The sequence below is a fragment of the Xanthobacter autotrophicus genome (genome assembly GCF_030015065.1).
Taxonomy (GTDB): Bacteria; Pseudomonadota; Alphaproteobacteria; order Rhizobiales; family Xanthobacteraceae; genus Xanthobacter; species Xanthobacter autotrophicus_D.
Window position 1 is genome coordinate 1 of sequence record NZ_JAIVFN010000081.1, and the last position, 21670, is coordinate 21670.

The 21670-nt window shown below is 68.1% G+C and carries 23 protein-coding genes; 16 read left to right on the plus strand and 7 right to left on the minus strand.

Going from position 1 to position 21670, the window contains the following annotated elements; genetic code table 11:
* Window positions 1-128 precede the first annotated feature (128 nt).
* The 3 genes from fabG to K9U40_RS15750 all read left to right on the plus strand — a co-directional run bounded on the left by fabG (window position 129) and on the right by K9U40_RS15750 (window position 4121).
* The gene (gene fabG, locus K9U40_RS15740) at window positions 129-872 is read left to right on the plus strand and encodes a 3-oxoacyl-[acyl-carrier-protein] reductase (protein WP_282891087.1); all 744 of its coding nucleotides are present in this window, start codon (window positions 129-131) and stop codon (window positions 870-872) included.
* Window positions 873-1026: 154 nt separating this feature from the next.
* A complete protein-coding gene (locus tag K9U40_RS15745; protein WP_282891088.1) occupies window positions 1027-3534 on the plus strand; it encodes a hypothetical protein in 2508 nt (835 codons plus the stop codon).
* Window positions 3535-3704: 170 nt separating this feature from the next.
* On the plus strand, window positions 3705-4121 hold the full coding sequence (locus K9U40_RS15750; protein ID WP_282891089.1) for a hypothetical protein: 417 nt from the start codon (window positions 3705-3707) through the stop codon (window positions 4119-4121).
* Between the two features lie 165 nt (window positions 4122-4286).
* Here the strand turns inward: K9U40_RS15750 and K9U40_RS15755 are convergent, their stop codons facing one another.
* A complete protein-coding gene (locus K9U40_RS15755; protein WP_282891090.1) occupies window positions 4287-5216 on the minus strand; it encodes a peptidylprolyl isomerase in 930 nt (309 codons plus the stop codon).
* A gap of 332 nt (window positions 5217-5548) precedes the next feature.
* Here K9U40_RS15755 and rpmF point away from each other — a divergent pair, with 332 nt between their 5' ends.
* Window positions 5549-5734 carry a 50S ribosomal protein L32 gene (rpmF, locus tag K9U40_RS15760; protein WP_012115088.1) on the plus strand — a complete coding sequence of 62 codons (186 nt, stop codon included), beginning with the start codon at window positions 5549-5551 and terminating at the stop codon, window positions 5732-5734.
* Window positions 5735-6058: 324 nt separating this feature from the next.
* Window positions 6059-6460: a hypothetical protein gene (locus K9U40_RS15765; protein ID WP_282891091.1), complete on the plus strand. Its 402-nt coding sequence runs from the start codon at window positions 6059-6061 to the stop codon at window positions 6458-6460.
* Between the two features lie 296 nt (window positions 6461-6756).
* Here the strand turns inward: K9U40_RS15765 and phaR are convergent, their stop codons facing one another.
* Window positions 6757-7386: a polyhydroxyalkanoate synthesis repressor PhaR gene (gene phaR / locus K9U40_RS15770; RefSeq protein ID WP_282891092.1), complete on the minus strand. Its 630-nt coding sequence runs from the start codon at window positions 7384-7386 to the stop codon at window positions 6757-6759.
* A gap of 297 nt (window positions 7387-7683) precedes the next feature.
* Here phaR and K9U40_RS15775 point away from each other — a divergent pair, with 297 nt between their 5' ends.
* Window positions 7684-8862, plus strand: a complete 1179-nt coding sequence (locus K9U40_RS15775; protein WP_282891093.1) for an acetyl-CoA C-acetyltransferase — start codon at window positions 7684-7686, stop codon at window positions 8860-8862.
* 210 nt (window positions 8863-9072) lie between these two features.
* The gene (phbB, locus tag K9U40_RS15780; protein ID WP_282891094.1) at window positions 9073-9795 is read left to right on the plus strand and encodes an acetoacetyl-CoA reductase; all 723 of its coding nucleotides are present in this window, start codon (window positions 9073-9075) and stop codon (window positions 9793-9795) included.
* 113 nt (window positions 9796-9908) lie between these two features.
* Here phbB and K9U40_RS15785 read toward each other — a convergent pair whose 3' ends face one another.
* Window positions 9909-10367, minus strand: a complete 459-nt coding sequence (locus tag K9U40_RS15785; RefSeq protein ID WP_282891095.1) for an acyl-CoA thioesterase — start codon at window positions 10365-10367, stop codon at window positions 9909-9911.
* A gap of 109 nt (window positions 10368-10476) precedes the next feature.
* A complete protein-coding gene (locus K9U40_RS15790; RefSeq protein ID WP_414114991.1) occupies window positions 10477-11412 on the minus strand; it encodes a methyltransferase domain-containing protein in 936 nt (311 codons plus the stop codon).
* 189 nt (window positions 11413-11601) lie between these two features.
* Here K9U40_RS15790 and K9U40_RS15795 point away from each other — a divergent pair, with 189 nt between their 5' ends.
* Both K9U40_RS15795 and K9U40_RS15800 read left to right on the plus strand, forming a co-directional pair.
* The gene (locus tag K9U40_RS15795; protein ID WP_282891096.1) at window positions 11602-12858 is read left to right on the plus strand and encodes a glycerate kinase type-2 family protein; all 1257 of its coding nucleotides are present in this window, start codon (window positions 11602-11604) and stop codon (window positions 12856-12858) included.
* 247 nt (window positions 12859-13105) lie between these two features.
* Window positions 13106-13732 (plus strand): GNAT family N-acetyltransferase, encoded by a 627-nt coding sequence (locus K9U40_RS15800; protein ID WP_282891097.1) that lies wholly within the window; start codon window positions 13106-13108, stop codon window positions 13730-13732.
* A 59-nt stretch (window positions 13733-13791) separates the two neighbouring features.
* On the opposite strand, the gene K9U40_RS15805 is transcribed toward K9U40_RS15800, so the two are convergent.
* Together K9U40_RS15805 and K9U40_RS15810 are read right to left on the minus strand one after the other, a co-directional pair.
* Window positions 13792-14121 (minus strand): DMT family transporter, encoded by a 330-nt coding sequence (locus K9U40_RS15805; RefSeq protein WP_282891098.1) that lies wholly within the window; start codon window positions 14119-14121, stop codon window positions 13792-13794.
* 185 nt (window positions 14122-14306) lie between these two features.
* Window positions 14307-14798, minus strand: a complete 492-nt coding sequence (locus K9U40_RS15810) for a hypothetical protein (protein ID WP_282891099.1) — start codon at window positions 14796-14798, stop codon at window positions 14307-14309.
* Between the two features lie 116 nt (window positions 14799-14914).
* Between K9U40_RS15810 and K9U40_RS15815 the strand changes: the two genes are divergently transcribed.
* The 6 genes from K9U40_RS15815 (at window position 14915) to K9U40_RS15840 (ending at window position 19745) form a co-directional block, all read left to right on the plus strand.
* On the plus strand, window positions 14915-15391 hold the full coding sequence (locus K9U40_RS15815) for a PaaI family thioesterase (RefSeq protein ID WP_282891100.1): 477 nt from the start codon (window positions 14915-14917) through the stop codon (window positions 15389-15391).
* Entirely contained in the window at window positions 15391-16104 is a 714-nt protein-coding gene (gene sfsA, locus K9U40_RS15820) for a DNA/RNA nuclease SfsA (protein ID WP_282891101.1), read from the plus strand. Before K9U40_RS15815 ends, sfsA begins: the two co-directional genes overlap by 1 nt.
* An 80-nt stretch (window positions 16105-16184) precedes the next feature.
* A complete protein-coding gene (locus tag K9U40_RS15825; protein ID WP_282891102.1) occupies window positions 16185-17234 on the plus strand; it encodes a L,D-transpeptidase in 1050 nt (349 codons plus the stop codon).
* Window positions 17234-18154 (plus strand): penicillin-insensitive murein endopeptidase, encoded by a 921-nt coding sequence (gene mepA / locus K9U40_RS15830; RefSeq protein ID WP_282891103.1) that lies wholly within the window; start codon window positions 17234-17236, stop codon window positions 18152-18154. Before K9U40_RS15825 ends, mepA begins: the two co-directional genes overlap by 1 nt.
* 58 nt (window positions 18155-18212) lie before the next feature.
* Window positions 18213-19118 carry an alpha/beta fold hydrolase gene (locus tag K9U40_RS15835; protein ID WP_282891104.1) on the plus strand — a complete coding sequence of 302 codons (906 nt, stop codon included), beginning with the start codon at window positions 18213-18215 and terminating at the stop codon, window positions 19116-19118.
* A gap of 210 nt (window positions 19119-19328) precedes the next feature.
* Window positions 19329-19745, plus strand: coding sequence for a hypothetical protein (locus K9U40_RS15840; RefSeq protein ID WP_282891105.1), 417 nt, complete (start codon window positions 19329-19331; stop codon window positions 19743-19745).
* 26 nt (window positions 19746-19771) lie between these two features.
* Here the strand turns inward: K9U40_RS15840 and K9U40_RS15845 are convergent, their stop codons facing one another.
* A complete protein-coding gene (locus K9U40_RS15845; protein ID WP_149574911.1) occupies window positions 19772-20215 on the minus strand; it encodes a nucleoside deaminase in 444 nt (147 codons plus the stop codon).
* 159 nt (window positions 20216-20374) lie between these two features.
* Between K9U40_RS15845 and K9U40_RS24840 the strand changes: the two genes are divergently transcribed.
* The coding region (locus K9U40_RS24840; protein ID WP_432715922.1) for a pseudouridine synthase at window positions 20375-21670 on the plus strand (1296 nt) is incomplete at its 3' end.

Here is a 21670-nt window from a genome sequence, read left to right on the forward strand (position 1 = left end):
GTGTATAAGAGACAGTCCCCGGCCCTCCCCCGCAAGCGGGAGAGGGAGTGGCCGCAGCACGCGCTCCCGCCCCATCGAAAAACATACCGGCCTGACGCCGGATACCCGATAAAGGACTGGGGGCACACATGTTCGATCTTTCCGGCAAGACCGCGCTCGTCACCGGCGCCACCGGCGGCATCGGTGGCGCGATCGCCAAGGCGCTGCACGCCCAGGGCGCCATCGTCGCCATCTCCGGCACCCGCAAGGAGGCGCTGGACGCCCTCGCCGGCGAACTGGGCGGCGAGCGCATCCATGTGCTGCCCTGCAATCTCGGCAGCACGGAAGAGGTGGAGAAGCTGGTGCCGGCCGCCGAGGCGGCGCTGGGCGGGCACATCGACATCCTCGTCAACAATGCCGGCATCACCCGCGACAACATCTTCATGCGCCTCTCCGACGAGGCGTGGGACCAGGTGATCGCGGTGAACCTCACCGCCGCCTTCCGCCTGTCGCGCGCGGCGGTGCGCACCATGATGCGCCGCCGCTCGGGCCGCATCATCTCCATCACCTCCATCGTCGGCGTCACCGGCAATGCGGGCCAGGGCAATTATGCCGCAGCGAAGGCCGGCATGATCGGCATGTCCAAGTCGCTGGCCCAGGAAGTAGCCTCGCGCGGGGTGACGGTGAACTGCGTCGCCCCCGGCTTCATCGCCACCCCCATGACCGACGCCCTCAACGACAAGCAGCGCGAGAGCATCCTGAAGGCGGTGCCGGCGGCAAAGCTCGGCACCCCCGAGGACATCGCCGCCGCCTGCGTCTACCTCGCCTCCGACGAGGCCGCCTACGTGACCGGGCAGACCCTGCACGTGAACGGCGGCATGGCGATGATCTGATCGCGGCGGCCTGACGCCCAAGAACCGGCGCCCAAGATCTGACCCCCAAGATCTGACGCCCGACGACGGCCGGTTTCGCTTCATCGCGGCCGGCCGTTGTCTATGTTGGCCGAAAGTTGTAGTGTAAACATGCGTGCGGGGACTGGAGGCACGCATGAAAATCGAGCCTGTGAACACGGAATTCGGGCTCAAGCGTACCTTGGTAACGCCCGGCGCATCTTATCTGCTGGGACGGATCTGGGGTCGCATCCTCGATTTCGGATTGATCCTGTGGGTGGTCCGGGTGCCGCTCGCCAGCGTGGTGCTCGGCCTGCTGCTCATGGCCGCCGTGACCCCGGCCCAGGACGTCACGCTCGACGTCGCCATGGCGGGCGCGCCCGTGGGCGCGGCGGCGGGCCTGTCCCGCGCCATGATCGCGCTCCTCGCCGCCGTCTTCCTGCTCTGGGCGATGCCGGTGCATTATGCCGCCCGCCTGCTGCTGGAGACGGACGAGGGGATCGCCGCCGTCCTCGCCCGCCGCAGCGCCGCCGCCGTCGCCGGCGGGCGCAAGACCGACTTCATCTTCTGCCAGATGCTGCGGCATGTGCCGCGCCTGCTCGGTGCGCTCACCTTCGTCGCCTTCGCCATCGGCGCCATGAAGGCGGTGGACAACCTGCCGACCCTTGCCGACCGGCCGGCCATGGCAGCCGCCAGGGACCAGCTCGTTCTGCTGTCCTGGACCATGCTCGCAGGCGCGCCCGCCTTCTATGCCTACACATTGCTGCGCGGGCTGGTCACCGATCATGGCCCCCTGAAAGGCTTCGATGCGGCGCTGGGACGACGCCTGGCCGGCATCTTCGCCATGCTCGGCATCGCGCCGCGGCCCGACGACCCCGAAGCGGAACTCCACGCCACGGGCCGGCTGGTGCTGCTGGCCTATGCGCTCCTCGTCATCGTGGTGCTCGCCGCGAGCCCCCACTGGCTGGCCCAGCGCCTGCCCCTCGCCTTCGCGGTGCCGCTCATTCTGGGTGGCTGGGTCCCCATCCTGAGCTACCTGTCTTCGGTGGGACGGCGCTTCCATGTGCCCATCCTCACCGGCATTTTCCTCGCCGGAGCCATCGGCACCTATCTGTTCGGCGACAACCACGCGGTGCGCACGCTCACGGCAACGGAGCCGGCGCACCGGCGCACGTCGCTGCTCCCTGCGGTCAAGCTGTGGATGCGCGCCAACGGCTGCGCCGAGGAGCCCTCCTCCTGCCCGCGGCCGGTCATCATCGCGGCCGCCGGCGGGGCGAGCCGGGCGGGCTTCTTCACCGCCAGCGTCATCGGCCACTTCCTCGACTTCGAGAAGCACAAGACCGCCTTCTCCTTCACCCGCGCCGACGGATCCAAGATCAACCGCGCCGCCCGCGACGATGGCCGCTTCACCCCGCAAATCGAGCAGGCCCTGAACGGCAAGGACATGGCGACGCGCATCTTCGCCATTTCCGGCGTGTCCGGCGGGTCCTACGGCGCCGCCGTTGTGGCAGCCGCGCTCGCGGCGCGCACCGGCGCCGCCGCCCCCTGCCCCGACAAGACGCCGGAGGGCTGGTTCGGCGGGACGGTGGCCGGCTGGCGCGACTGCCTGGAGACCATGACGGCCGGCGACTACCTGACCGCCACCTTCTTCGGCCTCGCCTTCCATGATCAGGTCCAGCTCTTCCTCTCGGATCGCGCGGCGCTGCTGGAGCAGTCCTGGGAGCAGAACTTCGCCCGCCATGTGCGCGCGGCGGATGGAAAGGCGGCGCCCGATTCGGCGGAGCGGCTCGCCGCCCCCTTCCTCGGCACGCCCCGCGATCCGGAGCGCTGGGTGCCCTTCCTCATTCTCAACGGAACGTCGGTGGAGACCGGCCAGCGCATCATCACCACCGACCTTCTGCCCACCTATGCCGCCAACGGCCGCTGCCCCTCGGGCGGCCCCAACGCCGAATGCGCGCTGTTCACGCACGCCATCGACTTCCACGGCCTGGTACGGTCCGACCTCGACGTGCGCCTGTCCACCGCCGCCACCAATTCCGCCCGCTTCCCGGTGATCTCGCCGCCGGGCTCCATCTACCAGGTGGACACGGACGTGGTGGACCGCATCGTGGACGGCGGCTACTTCGAGAATTTCGGCGTCGAGAGCGCGCTCGAGCTCGCCGAGGCCATGGTGGAAGTGGAGCCGCGGCTCGCCCCGTTCATCCTCGTCATCTCCAATGATCCGGCGAGCGTGCTGACCGAGGAACGCACCGCCCGCAGCAGCAGCGGCGTGGTGGTGCCCGACGCCCCGGACCAGGCCGCCTTGACCGAGGCGACCGGCCCCATCGGCGCGATCGGCGCGGTGCGCAGCGGGCGTGGACGGCTCGCGGTGGCGACCGCCACCCACTGGCTCGATGCCCGCTTCGGCACCCGGTGCGGCGCCAATCTCGTACAGATCAGGGTATGGCCCGAGGCGGTGAAGGACGGCCATTGCCCGGTGGGACAGGCCACGCCGGAAAAGGTCCGCGACGTGTCCATGAGCTGGTGGCTGTCCAAGCCGGTGCAGATGAACCTGCACGAGCAGCTTGAGCCCACCGCCGACCGCTGCAACAACGCCAATGCGGTGACGGCCGTATGGGCCGCCCTGGCCACGCCGTCGCGCGCCTGCATCGGCGGCACGCCCTGACCCCGAAGCCCTTTCTCCCTCGGAAGGGGGCCGCGGGATCGGCGGGCTTCAAGTCGCGGCGCGCGGATCTTCCGCGCGCCGGTGATCGGCTTTAAGATTTTTCCCGTTTCAGAGCCCGCTGCCGGCCCCGTCGGCAGCCCCTTTTCATTGATCCCGTTGGAGGAGCCGCCATGGCGCGCGCCCAGACCGCTTTCCTGTCCCGCAGCGATGTTCCCGACCGCGCAGCGCTTCAGAAGGCCATCGACGCCCTCAAACTCAAGCTGGTGCTCGACGACGGCTATGTCCCGTTCGAATCGTCCGGCTACCTGCCCTGCACCCTCGACGGCGAGGATGCCGGCTTCACCATCCGCTTCGGCGACGTGGACACCGGCACCAAATCGGCCGCGCTGGCCGAGGCCCTCGGCGGGCGCGATGTGGCCGTCGACTTCAAGTGGAGCGGTGACGTGCGCGAGCAGGTGAGCGCCATGGGCGTGTGCGCTGCGCTCGCGGGCAGTTTCGGCGCGGTGGTGCATGACCCCGACAAGGACGTGATTCTCGACGCCGCCAAGCTCCATGCCCGCGCCAAGGCGGGGCTGGAAGAGCTCTGATTCCATCAACCTTTTTTCTTCGGCCGACGCCCCGCGGGTTCGCTCACGCGCCGCGCGGGCTGGCCAAGGCCATCCACGCAAGGGCGTCGGGCGCCAGCCCCGCCACGAAAAAGGGGCGCCGAAGCGCCCCTTCCGGACAAACCGGCGCCCCGAGGGCGCCGTTGCTCACTTCTTGGCGGGATCAGCCGCGGGAGCCGGAGCGACCGGCTGGACGGGAGCAGCAGGAGCCGGGGCCGCGGTCTTCTCGATCTTGGCGTCGGCGCGCAGCTTTGTGACCAGATCCGCCTGCGCCTTGCGGACCAGATACTGCTCCACTTGGTCCTCCACCTGCTCATAGGTGGGAACCGGCTTCTGCCGCTTGTCCTCGACCTTGATGACGTGCCAGCCGAACTGGCTCTTCACCGGGTCGGAGACCTGGCCCTTCTCCAACTTGAAGGCGGCGTCGGCGAACTCGGGCACCATCTGGTCCTTGGTGAAGTAGCCGAGATCGCCGCCGTCCTCGGCGCTGTCCTTGGAATAGTCCTTGGCGAGCTTGGCGAAGTCCTCGCCGGCCTTGGCCTTCTTGGCGATCTCCTTGGCCTTGGCCTCGTCATCCACCAGGATATGACGGGCGCGGACCTCGGTCTCAGCCGGCGCGGACTTGACAAATTCCTCGTAGGTCTTGCGCTTGGCCTCCTCGGAGACCGACTTCTTGGCCTCCTGGGTCATGATGGTTTCCATCAGGGCCTTGGTGCGGGCATAAGCGAGGCGCTGCTGGAAGTCCGGCGTCTGGTCCAGCTTCTGCGCCTCCGCGGCCTTGGCCAAAAGCGTCATGTCGGTGAGGAAGGAGAGAACATATTCCTCACGCTGCGGGCCCTGGAGCTGGGGCGGCAGGCCGGAGCCGATATCATCGAGGGCGATGGTGAGTTCGCTCTGGCGGATGGGCGTTCCATTGACGGTCGCGACCACGGGATCTGCGGCCGGCGCCGCCTGTGTCGCGGCGGCGGGAACGGCGGCCGGGGCAGCCCCCTGCGCCAGCACCGCCGAGACGGTCGCTGCGGAAACCGTCGCGGCAAGCACGGCGGCGAAAAGACGGGTCTTGGCGGAGCGCATCATGGGTCCGGTTTCCTCGGAATGGCCTCGGGCTGGCCGAAGCGGGCGCAACCTCGCTTAGCTCTCCTCACCTGACAAGAGGGCATTGTTGCGGCATGACGCGACTGGAAATCGCGCCGGGGGCTTTCGTTCCCCCGCGCGAGCCTGTATAAGGCGCGCCTTCAATCGGGAATGCTGGCCGTTCAGCGGGCCCCGGGCGAGCGGCTCCAGGGCGGCTCGTGTCTCGGCTCAACCTGCGGCGCGTTTCACGATCACAAGTTCGCCAAGTCGGCAGCGCGCTTTGTTCGAGCGATCACGCCGCGCTTGCCCCGTTACGCCGTTCAGGAGTTTGGACAATGGCTGTCCCGAAGAGAAAGACCTCGCCGTCCCGCCGTGGCATGCGCCGCTCGGCCGACGCGCTGAAGCAGCCCACCTATGTGGAAGACAAGGATTCGGGCGAGCTGCGCCGTCCGCATCACCTCGACCTGAAGACCGGCATGTATCGCGGCCGCCAGATCCTGAAGCCCAAGGCCGAAGCCTGAGGCTGCTGCGCGGCGCCGATTCTCCGGCGCCGCTGAAAGCGGACGGCCGGCGCATCCCGTGCGGCCGATGCCCCAGGCCGAGCCGGCCGGGGCTTTCGGGGCGCGCCTTTCGGGCACCCACGCCCCATTGTCCGCAACGCCCCATTGTCCGCGATGCCCCGTTTCCGCGAGGCCCTATTTCCGCGAGTCCGGAATCCGGCCGGGGCACACAACGCCGCAGCGCGGGACCGTGACTTTTCGTCCCCGATGTGTCACCCATCCGCAGCGTTCGGCGCGAAGCTCTCAGAGTCGCGCGCCCGCGGCACCGCGGTCCGAGGAGCACATATGCTGACGCCCGTCCCGTTGCTGATCGTTCCCCTCGCGATCTACAACATCATCACCTTCCTGATGCCCGGCATCGCGTGGTCCACCGTGCTGACCACCGTCTCCATGCTGTCGGGTGCGGAATGGACCATCAGCATGGCGGAGACGTTCATCGCGCTCAGCCTGCTCTTCCTGTTCTTCGAGATTCTCAAGGCGACGCGGATCACCCACCGCTCGATCATCGACCACATGCTGTCCATGCTGGTGTTCGTGATCGCCATGGTGGAATTTCTGCTGGTGCGGCAGGCCGGCAATTCGGTGTTCGCCATCCTCTTGTGCATCATGCTGCTGGACGTGGTCGCCGGCTTCTCTGTCTCGGTCCGCGTAGCCCAGCGCGATTTCGCCATCGAGCCGCGCGAATAGTCGCGCCGCAAGAACAGGCACGCCCCAAAAACAGACAAACTGCGAAAACCGGCTTGTCGCGCGGCAAATCAACCCACGCGACAAGTTCCGCAGCATGGGCCGTCCCGGTAATATTGATTGGCGCACCCCAAAGGGGACCAGTCGTGGCGCTCGGCGCTCCTGAGCTGGAACAGCTGGGACGCCAAGGACGATCCAATCTGAGTGATTCACACTGATCGGATCGCGCCAGCGATTTCCGCGCGAGGGGTGGAGTCCAGCAGACCGGCCGGCGGAACCGCCTGCACCGGTCTGCAGAATCAGTTACCGCTGCCGCCTTCCGGCTTCTGGTCGCTCTTGGGCACCAGTTGCTCCAGCTTGGCTTGCATGTCGGCCATCTGGCGCTTGAGCGCGTCGAGATCGTCGCTGCGCTCCGCCGCCGGGGCCGCAGGGGTCTGCGTCGAAGCCGCCGGAGCCGTTCCCGCAGGCTCCTCGCCCTTCGGGAAGGGCAGGAATATGTGGAACGCGCGCTCGAACATCTCCATGTTGCGACGCACGTGATCGTCGAGGCCGCCGACGAATCCACCACCCGTCAGCGTCTTGGCGACGTGCTCACGGAACTTTTCCTGATCCTTGGTGAAGCTGTCGATGGACGCTTCAAGGTATCGTGGAACCAGCATCTGCATGCTGTCACCGTAGAAGCGGATAATCTGGCGCAGGAAAGCGATGGGCAGAAGGTTCTGGCCCTTGTTTTCCTGCTCGAAGATGATCTGCGTCAGCACCGAATGCGTGATGTCCTCGCCGTTCTTGGCGTCGTACACCACGAAATCCTCGCCCTCCTTAACCATGTTGGCGAGGTCTTCGAGGGTCACATAGGTGCTCGTCCCCGTGTTGTAGAGGCGGCGGTTGGCGTATTTCTTAATGGTGACTGGCTCTTGCGATTTTGCCATTGTCCGGTCATCCGTTTTCCTTGGGCGCTGCCGCAGGTTAAGGCGTTTCCAAGTGTAGAGCTACCACTTTATGTGCGCCGCGCACCGGCCTTTCGCACTGCGCGCCAGCGTCATCGGGACGTCGCCCAGACGAAGGTTCAATATTCTGCGGCTGGCGCTCCCTTGCCATGAGATGGGTCATTGACACATGGTCGCCCCCGGCCACGATAGAGGCGAGCTTCCACACGGCACTGGCATTCCCACACAGTCAACGAGGCGCAAAGCCGCCCGCCTGATCTTCCCCCAGGAGACACACCCATGAAGGACGAGGTCGTCATCGTCAGCGCAGCGCGCACCCCGGTCGGGTCGTTCAATGGCGCGCTCGCGCCGTTGCCCGCCCATGAACTCGGCGCGATCGCGATCAAGGCGGCGCTGGAGCGCGCCGGCCTTCCCGCCGACACCGTCAGCGAAGTGATTCTGGGCCAGGTGCTCACCGCCGCCCAGGGCCAGAACCCCGCCCGCCAGGCCTCCCTGAAGGCCGGTCTTCCCATCGAGGTCCCGGCCTGGGAAGTGCAGATGGTGTGCGGCTCCGGCCTGCGCTCCGTGGCGCTGGGCGCCCAGGCCATCGTCAATGGCGACAGTGAGATCGTCGTGGCCGGCGGCCAGGAATCCATGAGTCAGTCCACCCACGCGGCCCACGTGCGCAACGGCACCCGCATGGGCGGCCTCGAGTTCGTGGACACCATGATCAAGGACGGCCTGTGGGATGCCTTCAACGGCTACCACATGGGCAACACCGCCGAGAACGTGGCGCGCCAGTTCCAGATCACCCGCCAGGAGCAGGACGAGTTCGCCGTCGCCTCCCAGAACAAAGCGGAAGCAGCCCAGAAGGGCGGCAAGTTCAAGGATGAGATCGTCCCCGTCACCATCTCCACCCGCAAGGGCGACGTGGTGGTGGACCAGGACGAATATATCCGCCACGGCGCCAGCATCGACGCCATGGCGAAGCTGAAGCCCGCCTTCGCCAAGGACGGTACGGTGACCGCCGGCAACGCGTCCGGCATCAATGACGGCGCCGCCGCCGTGGTGCTCATGAGCGCCGCCAAGGCCAAGGCCGAGGGTCGCACCCCGCTGGCCCGCATCGTCTCCTGGGCGCAGGCCGGCGTCGATCCGTCCGTCATGGGCACGGGCCCCATCCCCGCCTCCCGCCTGGCGCTGGAGAAGGCCGGCTGGAGCACCTCCGACCTCGACCTGGTGGAAGCCAACGAGGCCTTCGCCGCCCAGGCCATCGCCGTGAACAAGGACCTCGGCTGGGACACCAGCAAGGTGAACGTGAACGGCGGCGCCATCGCCATCGGCCATCCCATCGGCGCCTCGGGCACCCGCATCCTCGTGACCCTGCTGCACGAGATGCAGAAGCGTGACGCGAAGAAGGGCCTCGCCACCCTGTGCATCGGCGGCGGCATGGGCATCGCCATGTGCCTCGCGCGCGACTGAGCCAGCGACCTGCGTGCGCCTTGCTGCCCGGCCACCGGGCAGCAAGGCGCACAACCTTTGCGGGTACGCAACCGGGCCGCGACCTTCCATCGCGGCCCGCTGTTTCCAAACGGAAATACAGACTTGCTAAACCGTCCGGGCGTGGCTCGACCCGCCCCGGGGCACGGGTGAAGTGTCGTCAGGTCGAGCCAATAGAGTGAGGAGGGAACCATGGGACGCGTCGCGTTGGTCACGGGCGGCACGCGTGGAATCGGCGAAGCGATCTCGGTGGCGCTGAAAGCCGCCGGCTACAAGGTCGCCGCGAACTATGCCGGTAACGACGAAGCCGCCAAGGCGTTCACCGAAAAGACCGGCATTCCCGCCTTCAAGTGGGACGTGTCCGATTTCGAATCCTGCAAGGCGGGCATCGCCAAGGTGGAGGCCGAGGTCGGTCCGGTCGATGTGCTGGTGAACAATGCGGGCATCACCCGTGACGGCCAGTTCCACAAGATGTCGCTGGAGCAGTGGAGCGCGGTGATCAACACCAACCTCAACTCCGCCTTCAACATGACCCGTCCGGTCATCGAGGGCATGCGCGAGCGCAAGTTCGGCCGCATCATCTGCATCTCGTCCATCAACGGGCAGAAGGGCCAGTTCGGCCAGACCAATTATTCCGCCGCCAAGGCCGGCGAAATCGGCTTCGTGAAGGCCCTCGCCCAGGAGAGCGCCCGCTCCGGCATCACGGTGAACGCCATCGCCCCCGGCTATATCGCCACCGAGATGGTGAAGGCCGTGCCCGCCGAAGCCCTGGCCAAGATCGTGGCGACCATCCCGGTGGGCCGTCTCGGCGAGCCGGAGGACATCGCCCGCGCCGTGGTCTTCCTCGCCTCCGACGATGCCGGCTTCATCACCGGCTCGACCATGACGGTCAACGGCGCCCAGTACATCACCTGAGCCCGACGCCGGCTCGAATCCCCTGCCATTCCGCCATGCCCCGGCTCGTCCGGGGCATGTGCGTTTTCCGGACTTGAGCGTCTTCAGGGGCTCCAGGAAGCCCTCGCCGCCTTTCACACCACCAGGGTTTTGAGCAGCGCGCGAACAGGATCGGGTATGGGCACCGGCTTCTGGCTGGCGCGGTCCACATAGACGTGGACGAAATGCCCCTGCGCCGCCGCCCGCGGGTCCTCGCCCTGAAACAGGGCGATCTCGTAGCGCACCGACGAGGAGCCGAGCTTGGTCACCCGCATCCCCGCCTTGACCGGGGCCGGATAGGTGAGGCTGCGGAAGTAGGTGCAGCGCGTCTCCACCACCAGGCCGATGATCGGGCTCGTCTGCGGGTCCAGCAGCCCGGCCGAGACCAGCTGCTCGTTCACCACCGTGTCGAAATAGGAATAATAGACCACGTTGTTCACGTGGCCGTAGACGTCCACGTCCGCCCAGCGCGTGGTGATGGGCAGCACATGGGGGAATCCGCCGATGAGAACCGGCTCTTCCCGCCCGCCGCCTTGGCCCGCCTGTCCGCTCATCCGCTCCCCCGTGCTCAAGCCGCCCCTGCGGCCAGCCTTTCTAGCGTGCATCCGGACCGGAATGCATCATCCCCGCAGCGTCGGCCATGCTCCGGGACCGACCCTTCGCTCAGCCCTCGTCCGTACCCGCAGGCGGCAAAGGCACTTCGCGCGCGCCGAGGGCGTCGGCGAGGCGCATCCGGGCGGAGCCGGGACGCAGCGGCTTCTGCTGGCTTTCGTGCGGCGCCCAGCCGGACAGGAAGACGATTTCGAAGGTCGCGCGCACGCGCCCGTCCGGGTCGGCGAATCGCTCGGCATAGACTTCCGCGGCGCGCAGCAGGGTCGCGCGGCGCATCGGCACGCGACGACGCTCCACCAGCGCGTTGGCCCCGCCCATCCGCCGCAGGTCCGCGAACAGGGAGAAAGGCGAGCCATAGCGCACCACCACGCGGTCCACGTCGGTGACCGGCAGGGCAAAGCCCGCGCGCTGGAGCAGGGCGCCGAGGTCCCGCACATCCGCGAACGGCGCGACGCGAGGAGACAGGCCGCCGGTGGTCTCGCTCTCGGCGATGGCGAAGGCCTGCCGCAGCTCGGAAAGGCTGCCGCCGCCCAAAAGCGCGGCCATGAACAGCCCATCCGGCTTCAGCGCCCGCCGGATCTGGGCGAGAACGCCCGGCAGGTCGTTCACGCTCTGGAGCGACAGGGCGGACACCACGAGATCAAGCGATCCGGCGGCGAACGGCAGGGCCTCCTCGTCCGCCACCACGCCGGGCGCGGAAAGGCCTGCCGCGAGCGGCGCGGCCCGGAACAGGCGTTCTACCGTCGCGTGGCCATCGAGCGCCCGGGCGAGGGCATCGGTGGGCGTTCCGAGATCCACCGCCGTCCCGAAATGCCGCTTCACCGCCGCGAGGCGATCCGCCATGTCCTCCGCCGCCCGCTCCAGCAGGAAGGGCTCGGGACCGAGGCGGGCCGCCCGTTCGAGGCGGCGGCGCAGCAGGGGCCGGTCGAAGACGAGATGGGGCGCGTCGCGCGTGGCGTCGCCGGTGGCGTGGTTCATGGCCGGCATATAGGGCTTCGCGCGCAGCGATGCGAGCATCCCCTGCGCGCGGCGGAGCCTGGGGCACCTCGAACCTTGCCGTCCTGATTAAAGCTGCCTTTCGCTTCCCGCTTATTGATCCCTTGCCGGGGGCCCGCTACAGCCGGGCCTGAAACGAATGAAAGGGCCCTCCCCGACGGCGGGCCGCGGGAGAACGCCATGACCTCTGCTCCCCTGTCCGACCGGGACATCCTCCTCGCTTTGTTCGATGCCGGGCTCGCGGCAGCGCTGCCGGAAGGCAAGTTCAAGGATCGCCTGCCGGCCCCGCCCAAGGGCCGCACCATTGTCATCGGCGCCGGCAAGGCCTCGGCCCGCATGGCCCGCGCCTTCGAGGCGGAGTGGGGCCGCCCCTGCGAAGGGCTCATCGTCACCCGCTACGGCCATGGCTGCGACACCCGCCACATCGAGATCGTGGAGGCATCCCACCCGGTGCCGGACCAGGCCGGGCTCGACGCCGCCCGCCGCATCATGGAACTGGCGAAAGGCGCCGGGCCGGACGACCTCGTGGTCTGCCTCATGTCCGGGGGGGCCTCGTCGCTGCTGACCATGCCGGCAGACGGGCTGACATTGGCCGACAAGCAGGCGCTCAACACCGCGCTGCTGAAATCCGGCGCCCCCATCGGCGTGATGAACCAGGTGCGCAAGTCGCTCTCCGGCATCAAGGGCGGGCGGCTGGCCGCCGCCATCGCGCCGGCGCGGGCGGTCACCTACCTCATCTCCGACGTGCCGGGTGACGATCCGGCCGCCATCGGCTCCGGCCCCACCATTCCCGAGGCCTCCGACCCCGAGCAGGTGCTGGGCCTGATGCGCAAGTGGGGGATCGAGGTGACGGACAAGCTCGAACGGGTCATTCGCTCCAACATCGTCCCCGGCGATGCCATCCCCGGGCAGGAGGTGCACATGATCGCCACCCCGCTCATGGCCCTGAAGGCGGCGGAGGCGAAGGCGCGCGAACTGGGCATCACCCCCCTCATCCTCGGCGACGCCATCGAGGGCGAGGCGCGCGAGGCGGCCATCGTCTTCGCCGGCATCGCCACGTGTGCGGCGTCCCATGGCCTGCCGGCGGCGGCGCCGTGCGTGCTGCTCTCCGGCGGCGAAACCACCGTGACCGTGCGCGGCAAGGGCCGGGGTGGGCGCAGCGTGGAATTCCTGCTCGCCCTCGCCATCGCGCTGAAGGGCCGGCCCGGCATCTCCGCCGTCTCCTGCGATACCGATGGCGTGGATGGCTCCGAGGACAATGCGGGCGCCTGGTTCGACTCAAGGATCCTGGAGGAGGCGGCGACACGCGGTCTGAAGCCGGCGGACTTCCTCGCCAACAATGACGGCTACAGCTTCTTCTCCGCGCTCGACCGGCTGGTCGTCACCGGCCCGACCTTGACGAACGTCAATGATTTCAGGGCCATCCTGGTGCGATAGAGGTCGCGCCGGATTCATTGCGGCAAGGCCATGGCCGAGACCCGACCCTGCGGCACGCCCGCGCTGCGCCCTGCGCATGACGGGATATTTATATTATAAATCAATATGTTGCTTGATTCGAACTCCAGTTCCGGGAGCGCCTTAACCTATTGGTAATGTCAATCCTATTGACCTTTGCTGCGCCGCACCTAAATTCCGCTGCGGAGGAACCGGGGGGCTTTCCAAGACGCCAAGTCTGGAGACCACAATGACCGTTGAGGTCACACCGGGGATCATCCGCAAGCTGTGGACCGGAGAGGCCGGAATATTCCGCGACCATCTCCTTCGGCTCGATACTGAGAGCCGCCGGTCCAGGTTCGGCTCTGCGGTGTCTGCCGAATTCATCGAGCGCTACGCGTCGCGGGTGTTCCGCACGGGTGCGATCGTGCATGGCTGCTTCGTAGACGGCGAACTGCGCGCGGCAGCCGAGCTTTATCCCATGGGAGACGTTCTGCCCGGAGAGGCGGAAGCCGCCTTCAGCGTGGAGCAGGAGTTTCAGAATCACGGCCTCGGCAGCCAGCTGCTGGAGCGCGTGATTCTCAGCGCCCGCAACCGCGGGATCCGGACCTTGTGCATGAACTGCCTCGCCCACAACCGGCGGATGCAGCAGATCGCGCGCAAGTTCGACGCCGAATTGAGTTTCGACACCGACGAAGTGGTCGCCGAGCTCACCGCCCCCTTCCCCACCGCGCTGTCCCTGGCGCAGGAAGCGGCGGCGGACGCCCAGGGCATGGCCGGCGCCGTGCTGCAGGCCCAGCGCATGGCCACCGGACGGTTGTTCGACTGGCTGATGCCGGAAGCGGCCCCGGTCGAGCCCGAGCTGGAACCGAGCTGACGAGAACCCGTCTGCCCCGACAGGACGAAGAAGGCGGCGCCTAACCGGCGCCGCCTTTTTCAATGGGCGACGCTCTTCGACAATAGGTTGATCACCATCACCCCGGCGATGATCAGGCCAAGGCCGATCAGGGCCGGCAGATCGAGCCTCTGGCCGTACCACAGCCAGGCGATGGCAGTGACCAGCACGATCCCCACCCCCGACCAGATGGCGTAGGCGATGCCCACCGGCATCGTCTTCAGCGTCAGCGACAGGCAGAAGAAGGCCACCGCATAGCCCACGATCACCAGCACAGAAGGACCGGGCCGGGTGAAGCTCTCCGTGGCCTTGAGGGCGGAGGTGGCGATGACCTCGGCGACGATGGCGATGATGAGATAAAGATAGCTCATGGGCGCATGGTTCCGGCACGGCCGGTACGCCGCTCCCGGAGAAGAGGCGGCCTCGGGCGGTCCTGTCAATGCGGCGCTCGCGCTCGCCGGCGGATTGGAAAAGGCCGTGCAGGGGACGACCGATCGGTTATGGGTTTCGCGGAATGCGACTTCGTCGCAGGCTTCCAACGCCTCACAATACCGCGTCAGATTTCGAGTTCCGTCCTTCGCAACTCCTCGGTCACATCAACTACAGTTGGCAAATCCCAGACGCTGTCGCGTAGCATGAACCTCCAAGCTTTGACGCTATCCACGTATGTGGCTAGCGTCTGCACAACTTCATAAGGAATAATAGCCCCGCGGAGGACGCGGAATTTGCCATCGAGCAGAACCGCAGCGAGCCGGTCGAACGGCCGGTCCGGCAGGCGGCGAAGAAAGCCCAATTGTCGCGAGCCGTTCGGCTTCGCCAGCTTTCGGCACTTGATCTGATAGCGTAAACCCTCTGCGTCGGTGGCGTCCGCGTCGGCCGAGGAATTCCCATTGAGCCGCCATCCGAAGGAGCGAGAGAACAGCAGTTCGGCGTAGTCGCCCGTCGGATTGTTGGCGCTGCGGACTATCTCGCGCCGATATAATTCGGCGATGACATCGCCATGCAGTTCCAGCAGCGCGGAAACGGAGATATTCGTGAGATCAATCATGCTTCTTACGGTATCCAGATTCGTCCTAGCCTATCACGATAGGTAATTTTGTACTGCACATTCAATTACATACGCATTTCCAATTTCATCCCCCCGCCCACCATGACCCACGCCCCATGCCAGCACATCCCACCCTCGCCTTCACCCCACCGGATCCCGCGTTCGAGGCCAAGGTCCGCGAGAGCTTCGCGCGCCAGCCCTTCATGGCGACCCTGGGCGCCGTGCTCGGCGCGGTGGTGCCGGGGCGGGTCGAAGTGGTGTTGCCCTACGGCGAAGGCGTGACCCAGCAGCATGGCTTCTTCCACGGCGGCGCCATCGGCGCCATTGCCGACTCGGCGGGGGGATATGCCGCCTTCACCCTGTTCCCGCCCAACTCCACCGTGCTCACCGTCGAGTACAAGATCAACATCATGGCTCCGGGAAAGGGCGAGCGCCTGATCGCGGTGGGCGAGGTGACCCGTTCCGGCCGCACCCTCACCATCGTGCGGGTGGATGTCTATGCGCAGGCCGGGGAGGCCCGCACCCATTGCGCCACGGCGACCCAGACCCTCATCTGCCTTAACGGCAAAAGCGACGCGCGCGCCGAGGGCTGATGCGCTTCGCCACACCGCTCATTCCGGGCCGTCTCGTCCGGCGCTACAAGCGCTTCCTCGCCGATGTGGTGCTGGAGGACGGCAGCGAGACCACCGTCCATGTGGCCAATTCGGGCGCCATGCTGGGGCTCGATGCGCCCGGCAGCCGGGTGTGGCTGTCGCGCGCCACCAATCTGGCGCGCAAGCTGCCGCTCAGCTGGGAACTGGTGGAGGCCGATTTCGGCTCAGGTCCCGAGCTGGTGGGGGTCAACACCATGCACCCCAACCTGCTGGTGGCGGAGGCCATCGCCGCCGGGGCGGTGCCGGCGCTGGCCGGCTATGGCCGCCTGCGGCGCGAGGTGAAATACGGGCTCTCCAGCCGCATCGACATCCAGCTGGAGGACGAGGCGAGGCCGCTCTGCCTCGTGGAGGTGAAGAACGTGCACCTCATGCGGACCCCAAGCTACGCCGAGTTCCCCGACTGCGTGACCGCGCGCGGCGCCAAGCATCTCGACGAGCTGGGCGCGGAGGCGGACAAGGGCAACCGCGCCGTCATGGTCTATCTGAGCCAGATCGGCTCGGCCCGCACCATCGGCCTCGCCCGCGACCTCGATCCCGCCTATGGCCGCGCCTTCGACCGGGCGCGGGCACGCGGCGTGGAGGCCATCGGCCTCGTCTGCCAGATCAATCCCGAAGGTATCGAGGTGGCCGACATCATCCCCATGACGGGGTGAGGCACGCCCTGCGCATGGACAGGCCCGGTGCGGCGCGCCACACATAGAAGAAACGCGATTCGCACCTTGGGGGGCCAGGCATGCCGTTCACCCTTCACCTCTCCCGGCGCGGCGCGCTCAGGCTGGGCGCGACCCTCGCCGGCGCGCTTGTCGTCGATGCCCTGATGCCGGTCCGGGCCGAGAACGATCCGGACGTCACGGCCATCAAGTCGCTCAAGGCGGGACAATGGGTCTGGTACCCCGAGCGCGCGCCAGAAGGCTTGGTCGCCATCGTGGTGAACCTCACCGACCAGCTCTGCTTCGTCTACCGCAACAGCGTGCGCATCGGGGTGTCCACCGTTTCCACCGGCAAGGACGGGCACGAGACGCCCACCGGCGTCTTCACCATCCTCGGCAAGGATGTGGACCACCACTCCTCCATCTACAACAACGCCTCCATGCCCTACACCGAGCGCCTGACCTGGTCCGGGGTGGCGCTGCATGCGGGCGGGCTGCCTGGCTATCCCTCCTCCCACGGCTGCGTGCACCTGCCGCTCGCCTTCTCGAAGCTGGTCTTCGGCATCACCCATCTCGGCACGCCGGTGATCATCGCCGACACCCATTCCGCGCCGCAGGACGTGCTTCATCCTGGCCTGCTCATGAGCGAAGGGCTGGAGCAGCAGCTCGCCGTCTCGGCCACCGGACAGGGCGCGCCGCCGGAGGACACGGCGCAGGTGGCGGCGGCCGCCGGCTCGGCGGTCCCCATCGCTCCGGCGCCTCCGGAGCCCGTCTCCATGGTGGTCAGCGGGGCGGACAGGACCATCACCGTGCTGCGCGGCGCGCAGACGGCGGTGACGGGCTCCGTCACCATCCGCGATCCGGCAAAGCCGCTGGGCAACGTGGTCTATGTGCTCCAGCGGCCGGACGGGGGCGCGCCGCGCTGGAGCGCCATTTCCTACGAGGGCGGCAGCCGGCCGCCGGGCGCGGCGCAGCAGGCGCTGGCGCGCATCACGGTGGATCCCTCCATCAACAGGCAGGTGGCCGCCCTGGCGACGCCGGGGGCGACCCTGTTCGTCACCGACCTCCCGGCCCATCCCGGCACCCGCAACGACGGCGGCTTCGTGGTGATCACCCACAAGGCGGAGAGCTGATGGCCCGCGCCGCCGCCCTTCTCGGCCTGCTGCTCGCGGGCACGCCGGCGCTGGCGCAGCAGGTTGCGCCGCCCGCGTCCCTCCCCGGCAAGCCGGCGGCCCGACCCGCCGCGGCAGGGCCGGTCCCGGCCAAGGAACTGTTCGGCCGGGTGGAGGGCCCTGCCCCCCTCGCCGCCCGGTCCATCGGCTTTTATTCGAGGGGCTGCCTTGCGGGCGCCGAGGCGCTGCCCGTGAATGGACCGAGCTGGCAGGTCATGCGCCTGTCCCGCAACCGCAACTGGGGGCATCCCGACCTCGTCGCCTTTCTGGAACGCTTCGCCGCGCAGGTGCCGAAAGTGTCCTCCTGGCAGGGCATCCTGGTGGGCGACATGGCCCAGCCGCGCGGCGGCCCCATGCTCACCGGGCACGCCTCCCACCAGATCGGCCTCGACGCCGACATCTGGCTGACCCCCAGCCCCGGCCGGGAACTGAGCCGGGAGGAGCGCGAGAAGCTCTCCGCCACCATGATGGTGCGCGCCGACCGCCGCGACATCGACCCCGCCAACTGGCGGCCCGACCACTGGAAGGTGGTCCGCGCCGCCGCGCTCGACCCGCGCGTGGAACGCATCTTCGTGAACGCCGCCATCAAGAAGGCGCTGTGCCGGGATGCGGGCGGAGACCGCTCCTTCCTCGCCAAGGTGCGCCCCTATTGGGGCCACGACTATCACATGCACGTCCGCCTGACCTGCCCGCCCGGCAACCCCGAATGCCGCCCGCAGGAAGCCCCGCCCACGGGCGAGGGCTGCGGATCGGAGCTGGACTGGTGGTTCACCGACGCGGTGCTGCATCCCAAGCCCGAGAAGGAACCGGCAAAGCCCAAGCCGCCTCTAACCCTGGCGGACCTGCCCGAGGCCTGCGCGGCGGTGCTGGGCGCCCGGTGAGCCGTCCCGCCCGCACAAGCGATACCGGCGCGGGGAAGCAACGACAACGGAGGACGCCATGACCGATCTCACCGACCTCTTCCCCGGCTTCGATTCCCACTATGTGGACACCAAAGCCGGCCGCATCTTCCTGCGGCAGGGCGGCACGGGATCGCCGCTCCTCCTCCTCCACGGCTTCCCGCAGAGCCACGTCATGTGGCACAAGATGGCACCGAAGCTTGCCGAGCAGCACACCCTGATCATCCCCGATTTGCCCGGCTACGGCTGGAGCGCCGCGCCGGAAGGGGGCACCGACCACGCCCCCTATTCCAAGCGCGCCATGGCGGCGGCCATGGTGGAGGTGATGGAACATCTGGGCTTCGCCCATTTCGCGCTGATGGGCCACGACCGCGGCGCGCGGGCCGGCTACCGGCTCGGCCTCGACCATCCTGGCCGCCTCGACCGCCTGGTGGTGCTCGACATCGTCCCCACCTACGTCATGTGGCACAAGATGGACCGGGCGCGAGCGCTGCAGGTCTATCACTGGTCCATGCTGGCCCAGCCCAGGCCCCTGCCGGAGAAGCTCGTGGGCGCGCACCCGTCCTGGTTCCTCGACTGGACCATGGCCAGCTGGACCGCGAACAAGGACCTTTCCGCCTTCGACCCGCGCGCCATAGCCCAGTACCGCGCCGCCATCGGCTCGCCCGACCGGCTCCACGCCATGTGCGAGGACTACCGGGCCGGCGCCACCATCGACCTCGCCCACGACGAGGCCGACCTTGCCGCCGGCCGCACCCTCTCCTGCCCGACCTTCGCTTTGTGGGGCGCGGCGGGCATCCCGAGCCGGGGCGCAAGCCCGCTGGAGGCCTGGAAGGTGCTGGCACCCAAGCTCGATGGCGTGGCGGTGGAGGCCGGCCACTTCGTCGCCGAGGAGGTGCCGGGGGCGGTTCTCGCAGCGGTGCTGCCGTTCCTCGCGGGGGACTGACAGCGGCGACCCGCGCGACACCTGAGATCACCTGCGGCATCGGTCAGCGGCTGCGGGAAGAGATTGTGTGGCCCCACGGGGCCACGAATTCGTCCATCCCTCAAACAGTGGATGTGCCTGTGCATCGGTTTTCTATGCTTAACGCAATGACAACACGTCATCGCATGCGCCAGGGCAGGCCCTGGACGCACGACAGCATGGAGAAAGCCGATGACACCGTCTTTCCTGCCGCTGGCGACGTGCGCCGCGACCCTGGCCACCCTCGCCACCTTCACGACCAGCGAGGCCCAGGCCGCCACGCGCTACGGCGTCGCCTGCATCCACAACCGCACGCAGCACGCGATCAATTTCGACATCAAGGTCGGGAAAGACGGGAGCTGGACCAGCTACCGCCTCCAGCCCGGCTGGAACCGGAGCTTTTCGCATAAATACGACAAGCAGAATGAAAACCAGTCTCCCCCGATCTACATCAGGTTCGACTCCGACCTGCGCGGGAAGACCTTCTGGACCGAATACAAGCTGGAACGCCGGGCGGCCTCCGGTGAGACCTGCGAGGAAGGCAAGCCCTACAATTTCAGGTATGAGCGCAACAATCAGGACTTCATCGACCTGAAGGCGTCAAGCTGAAGGCTCCGGCTGCCTGGGCGCGACGGCTACCGGCGGTCCTGGAAGAAGGCCCGCAGCACCTCGGCGGCCTGGCGCTCGGCGATGCCGCCATAGACTTCGGGCATATGGTGGCAGGTGGGTTGCGAGAAGAAGCGCGGCCCGTGCTCCACGCCGCCGCCCTTGGGATCGGACGCGCCGTAATACAGCCGGCGGATGCGCGCGAAGGAGAGGGCCGCCGCGCACATGGCGCAGGGCTCCAGCGTCACGTAGAGATCGCAGTTGAGCAGCCGCTCGGATTTCAGCCGCGCGCCGGCCGTGCGCAGCACCAGAACCTCCGCGTGGGCGGTGGGATCATTGAGCTCCCGGGTGCGGTTGCCGTCGCGGGCGATCACCTCGGCGCCACGCACCAGCACGGCACCCACCGGCACCTCGCCGCGCTCTGCGGCCGCCCGCGCCTCGTTCAGCGCCATCTGCATGTAGGTTCCGGACATGGTGCCTCTGTCATCGCCGCGCTCGCCGCGCCGCCTCGCCTGTGCTAGAGCGTTTTCCCGTTTCGCTGAAATGGGAAAACGCTCCGGATCGATGAGTTGACGCGTTTTCTTCACGCGAACCGGCATCCACTTCGCTCGAAAACGCTTTAGATGCCCCTCATGCCGCGCACATCACCGCCCCGCAAGGACAAGAACCGCGTTCCGCGCATCAAGCGCGAACTCACCCCCGCCGCGCCCAAGGAGGCCGAGCGGGTCGCCAAGGTCGTGGCCCGCGCCGGCCTCGGCTCGCGCCGCGAGATCGAGGAATGGATCGAGGCCGGCCGCGTCGCCGTCAACGGCGAGGTTCTCACCAGCCCCGCCGTCACCGTCACGGCCGAGGACACCATCACCGTGGATGGCGCGCCCCTGCCCGAGCGCGAGCGCACCCGCCTCTTCCTTTACCACAAGCCCAGGGGCGTGGTGACCACCAACCGCGATCCGGAAGGCCGCACCACCCTGTTCGAGATCCTGCCCAACGGCCTGCCGCGGCTGGTGAGCGTGGGGCGGCTGGACCTGAACTCGGAAGGGCTGCTGCTGCTCACCAATGACGGCGGCCTTGCCCGCGTGCTGGAACTGCCCGAGACTGGCTGGCTGCGCCGCTACCGCGTGCGCGCCAATGGCGAGATCGACCAGGCCCGGCTCGACACCCTGCTCAAGGGCATCACCGTTGACGGGGTTGAATATGGTCCCATCGAGGCCGAGCTCGACCGGGTGCAGGGCGCCAATGCCTGGATCACCGTATCCCTGCGCGAGGGCAAGAACCGGGAAATCCGCAATGTGCTCGGCGCCCTGGGCCTGCAGGTGAACCGTCTCATCCGCGTCTCCTACGGCCCGTTCCAGCTGGGCGATGTCCCGGAAGGCGGCATCGAGGAGGTGCGCACCCGCGTGCTGCGCGACCAGATCGGCGCGGACCTCGCCGCCGCCGCGGGAGCGGATTTCGCCGGCCCGCTGATGGAGCGCGAACTGGAAGAGGCCCCGCCCCGCGTGGCGCTGCGCCCGGCCGGCAAGCGGCAGGCCGCCGCCGACAAGGCTGGCGGCCTGAAGGTGCCGGCGCGCCGCAGCGCCCGTCGGCAGGAGGATTTCGACGCGCCGGTGGAGGATGTCATCCGCCCCGCCGGCCCCCGCACGCGCCGGCGCATGAGCGACGAAAATGCCGTGGAGAGCCGCGGCTCGGTGGCCGACCGCAAGGGCCGCACGGTGAAGGTGGAGCGCGTGGTGGCGCCGAAGTCCGACGCCCCGGCGCGCGGCGCCCGCCCCGGCCCCCGCAGGGGCGACAGGGACGAAGCCGGCGCCCGGCCGTTCCGCCGTGGCCCCGCCGAGGGCAAGGAGCGCTTTGCCGAGCGCGGCCCGGCCCGCTCCGGTTTCCGCGACGATGCCCGAGGCCCCCGCCACGAGCGCGACGACCGCGAGGATTTC

What these genes read in the sequence shown, in the direction of transcription:
- K9U40_RS15800 (WP_282891097.1), top strand. Translation starts at nt 13,106, where the DNA reads ATGACCGTTGAGGTCACACCGGGGATCATCCGCAAGCTGTGGACCGGA.
- phbB (WP_282891094.1), top strand. Translation starts at nt 9,073, where the DNA reads ATGGGACGCGTCGCGTTGGTCACGGGCGGCACGCGTGGAATCGGCGAA.
- phaR (WP_282891092.1), bottom strand. Translation starts at nt 7,386, where the DNA reads ATGGCAAAATCGCAAGAGCCAGTCACCATTAAGAAATACGCCAACCGC.
- K9U40_RS15825 (WP_282891102.1), top strand. Translation starts at nt 16,185, where the DNA reads ATGCCGTTCACCCTTCACCTCTCCCGGCGCGGCGCGCTCAGGCTGGGC.
- K9U40_RS15835 (WP_282891104.1), top strand. Translation starts at nt 18,213, where the DNA reads ATGACCGATCTCACCGACCTCTTCCCCGGCTTCGATTCCCACTATGTG.
- K9U40_RS15750 (WP_282891089.1), top strand. Translation starts at nt 3,705, where the DNA reads ATGGCGCGCGCCCAGACCGCTTTCCTGTCCCGCAGCGATGTTCCCGAC.
- K9U40_RS15815 (WP_282891100.1), top strand. Translation starts at nt 14,915, where the DNA reads ATGCCAGCACATCCCACCCTCGCCTTCACCCCACCGGATCCCGCGTTC.
- K9U40_RS15745 (WP_282891088.1), top strand. Translation starts at nt 1,027, where the DNA reads ATGAAAATCGAGCCTGTGAACACGGAATTCGGGCTCAAGCGTACCTTG.
- K9U40_RS15810 (WP_282891099.1), bottom strand. Translation starts at nt 14,798, where the DNA reads ATGATTGATCTCACGAATATCTCCGTTTCCGCGCTGCTGGAACTGCAT.
- K9U40_RS15805 (WP_282891098.1), bottom strand. Translation starts at nt 14,121, where the DNA reads ATGAGCTATCTTTATCTCATCATCGCCATCGTCGCCGAGGTCATCGCC.
- K9U40_RS15795 (WP_282891096.1), top strand. Translation starts at nt 11,602, where the DNA reads ATGACCTCTGCTCCCCTGTCCGACCGGGACATCCTCCTCGCTTTGTTC.
- K9U40_RS15840 (WP_282891105.1), top strand. Translation starts at nt 19,329, where the DNA reads ATGACACCGTCTTTCCTGCCGCTGGCGACGTGCGCCGCGACCCTGGCC.
- K9U40_RS15845 (WP_149574911.1), bottom strand. Translation starts at nt 20,215, where the DNA reads ATGTCCGGAACCTACATGCAGATGGCGCTGAACGAGGCGCGGGCGGCC.
- K9U40_RS15775 (WP_282891093.1), top strand. Translation starts at nt 7,684, where the DNA reads ATGAAGGACGAGGTCGTCATCGTCAGCGCAGCGCGCACCCCGGTCGGG.
- sfsA (WP_282891101.1), top strand. Translation starts at nt 15,391, where the DNA reads ATGCGCTTCGCCACACCGCTCATTCCGGGCCGTCTCGTCCGGCGCTAC.
- fabG (WP_282891087.1), top strand. Translation starts at nt 129, where the DNA reads ATGTTCGATCTTTCCGGCAAGACCGCGCTCGTCACCGGCGCCACCGGC.
- mepA (WP_282891103.1), top strand. Translation starts at nt 17,234, where the DNA reads ATGGCCCGCGCCGCCGCCCTTCTCGGCCTGCTGCTCGCGGGCACGCCG.
- rpmF (WP_012115088.1), top strand. Translation starts at nt 5,549, where the DNA reads ATGGCTGTCCCGAAGAGAAAGACCTCGCCGTCCCGCCGTGGCATGCGC.
- K9U40_RS15765 (WP_282891091.1), top strand. Translation starts at nt 6,059, where the DNA reads ATGCTGACGCCCGTCCCGTTGCTGATCGTTCCCCTCGCGATCTACAAC.
- K9U40_RS15785 (WP_282891095.1), bottom strand. Translation starts at nt 10,367, where the DNA reads ATGAGCGGACAGGCGGGCCAAGGCGGCGGGCGGGAAGAGCCGGTTCTC.
- K9U40_RS15790 (WP_414114991.1), bottom strand. Translation starts at nt 11,412, where the DNA reads ATGCCGGCCATGAACCACGCCACCGGCGACGCCACGCGCGACGCGCCC.
- K9U40_RS15755 (WP_282891090.1), bottom strand. Translation starts at nt 5,216, where the DNA reads ATGATGCGCTCCGCCAAGACCCGTCTTTTCGCCGCCGTGCTTGCCGCG.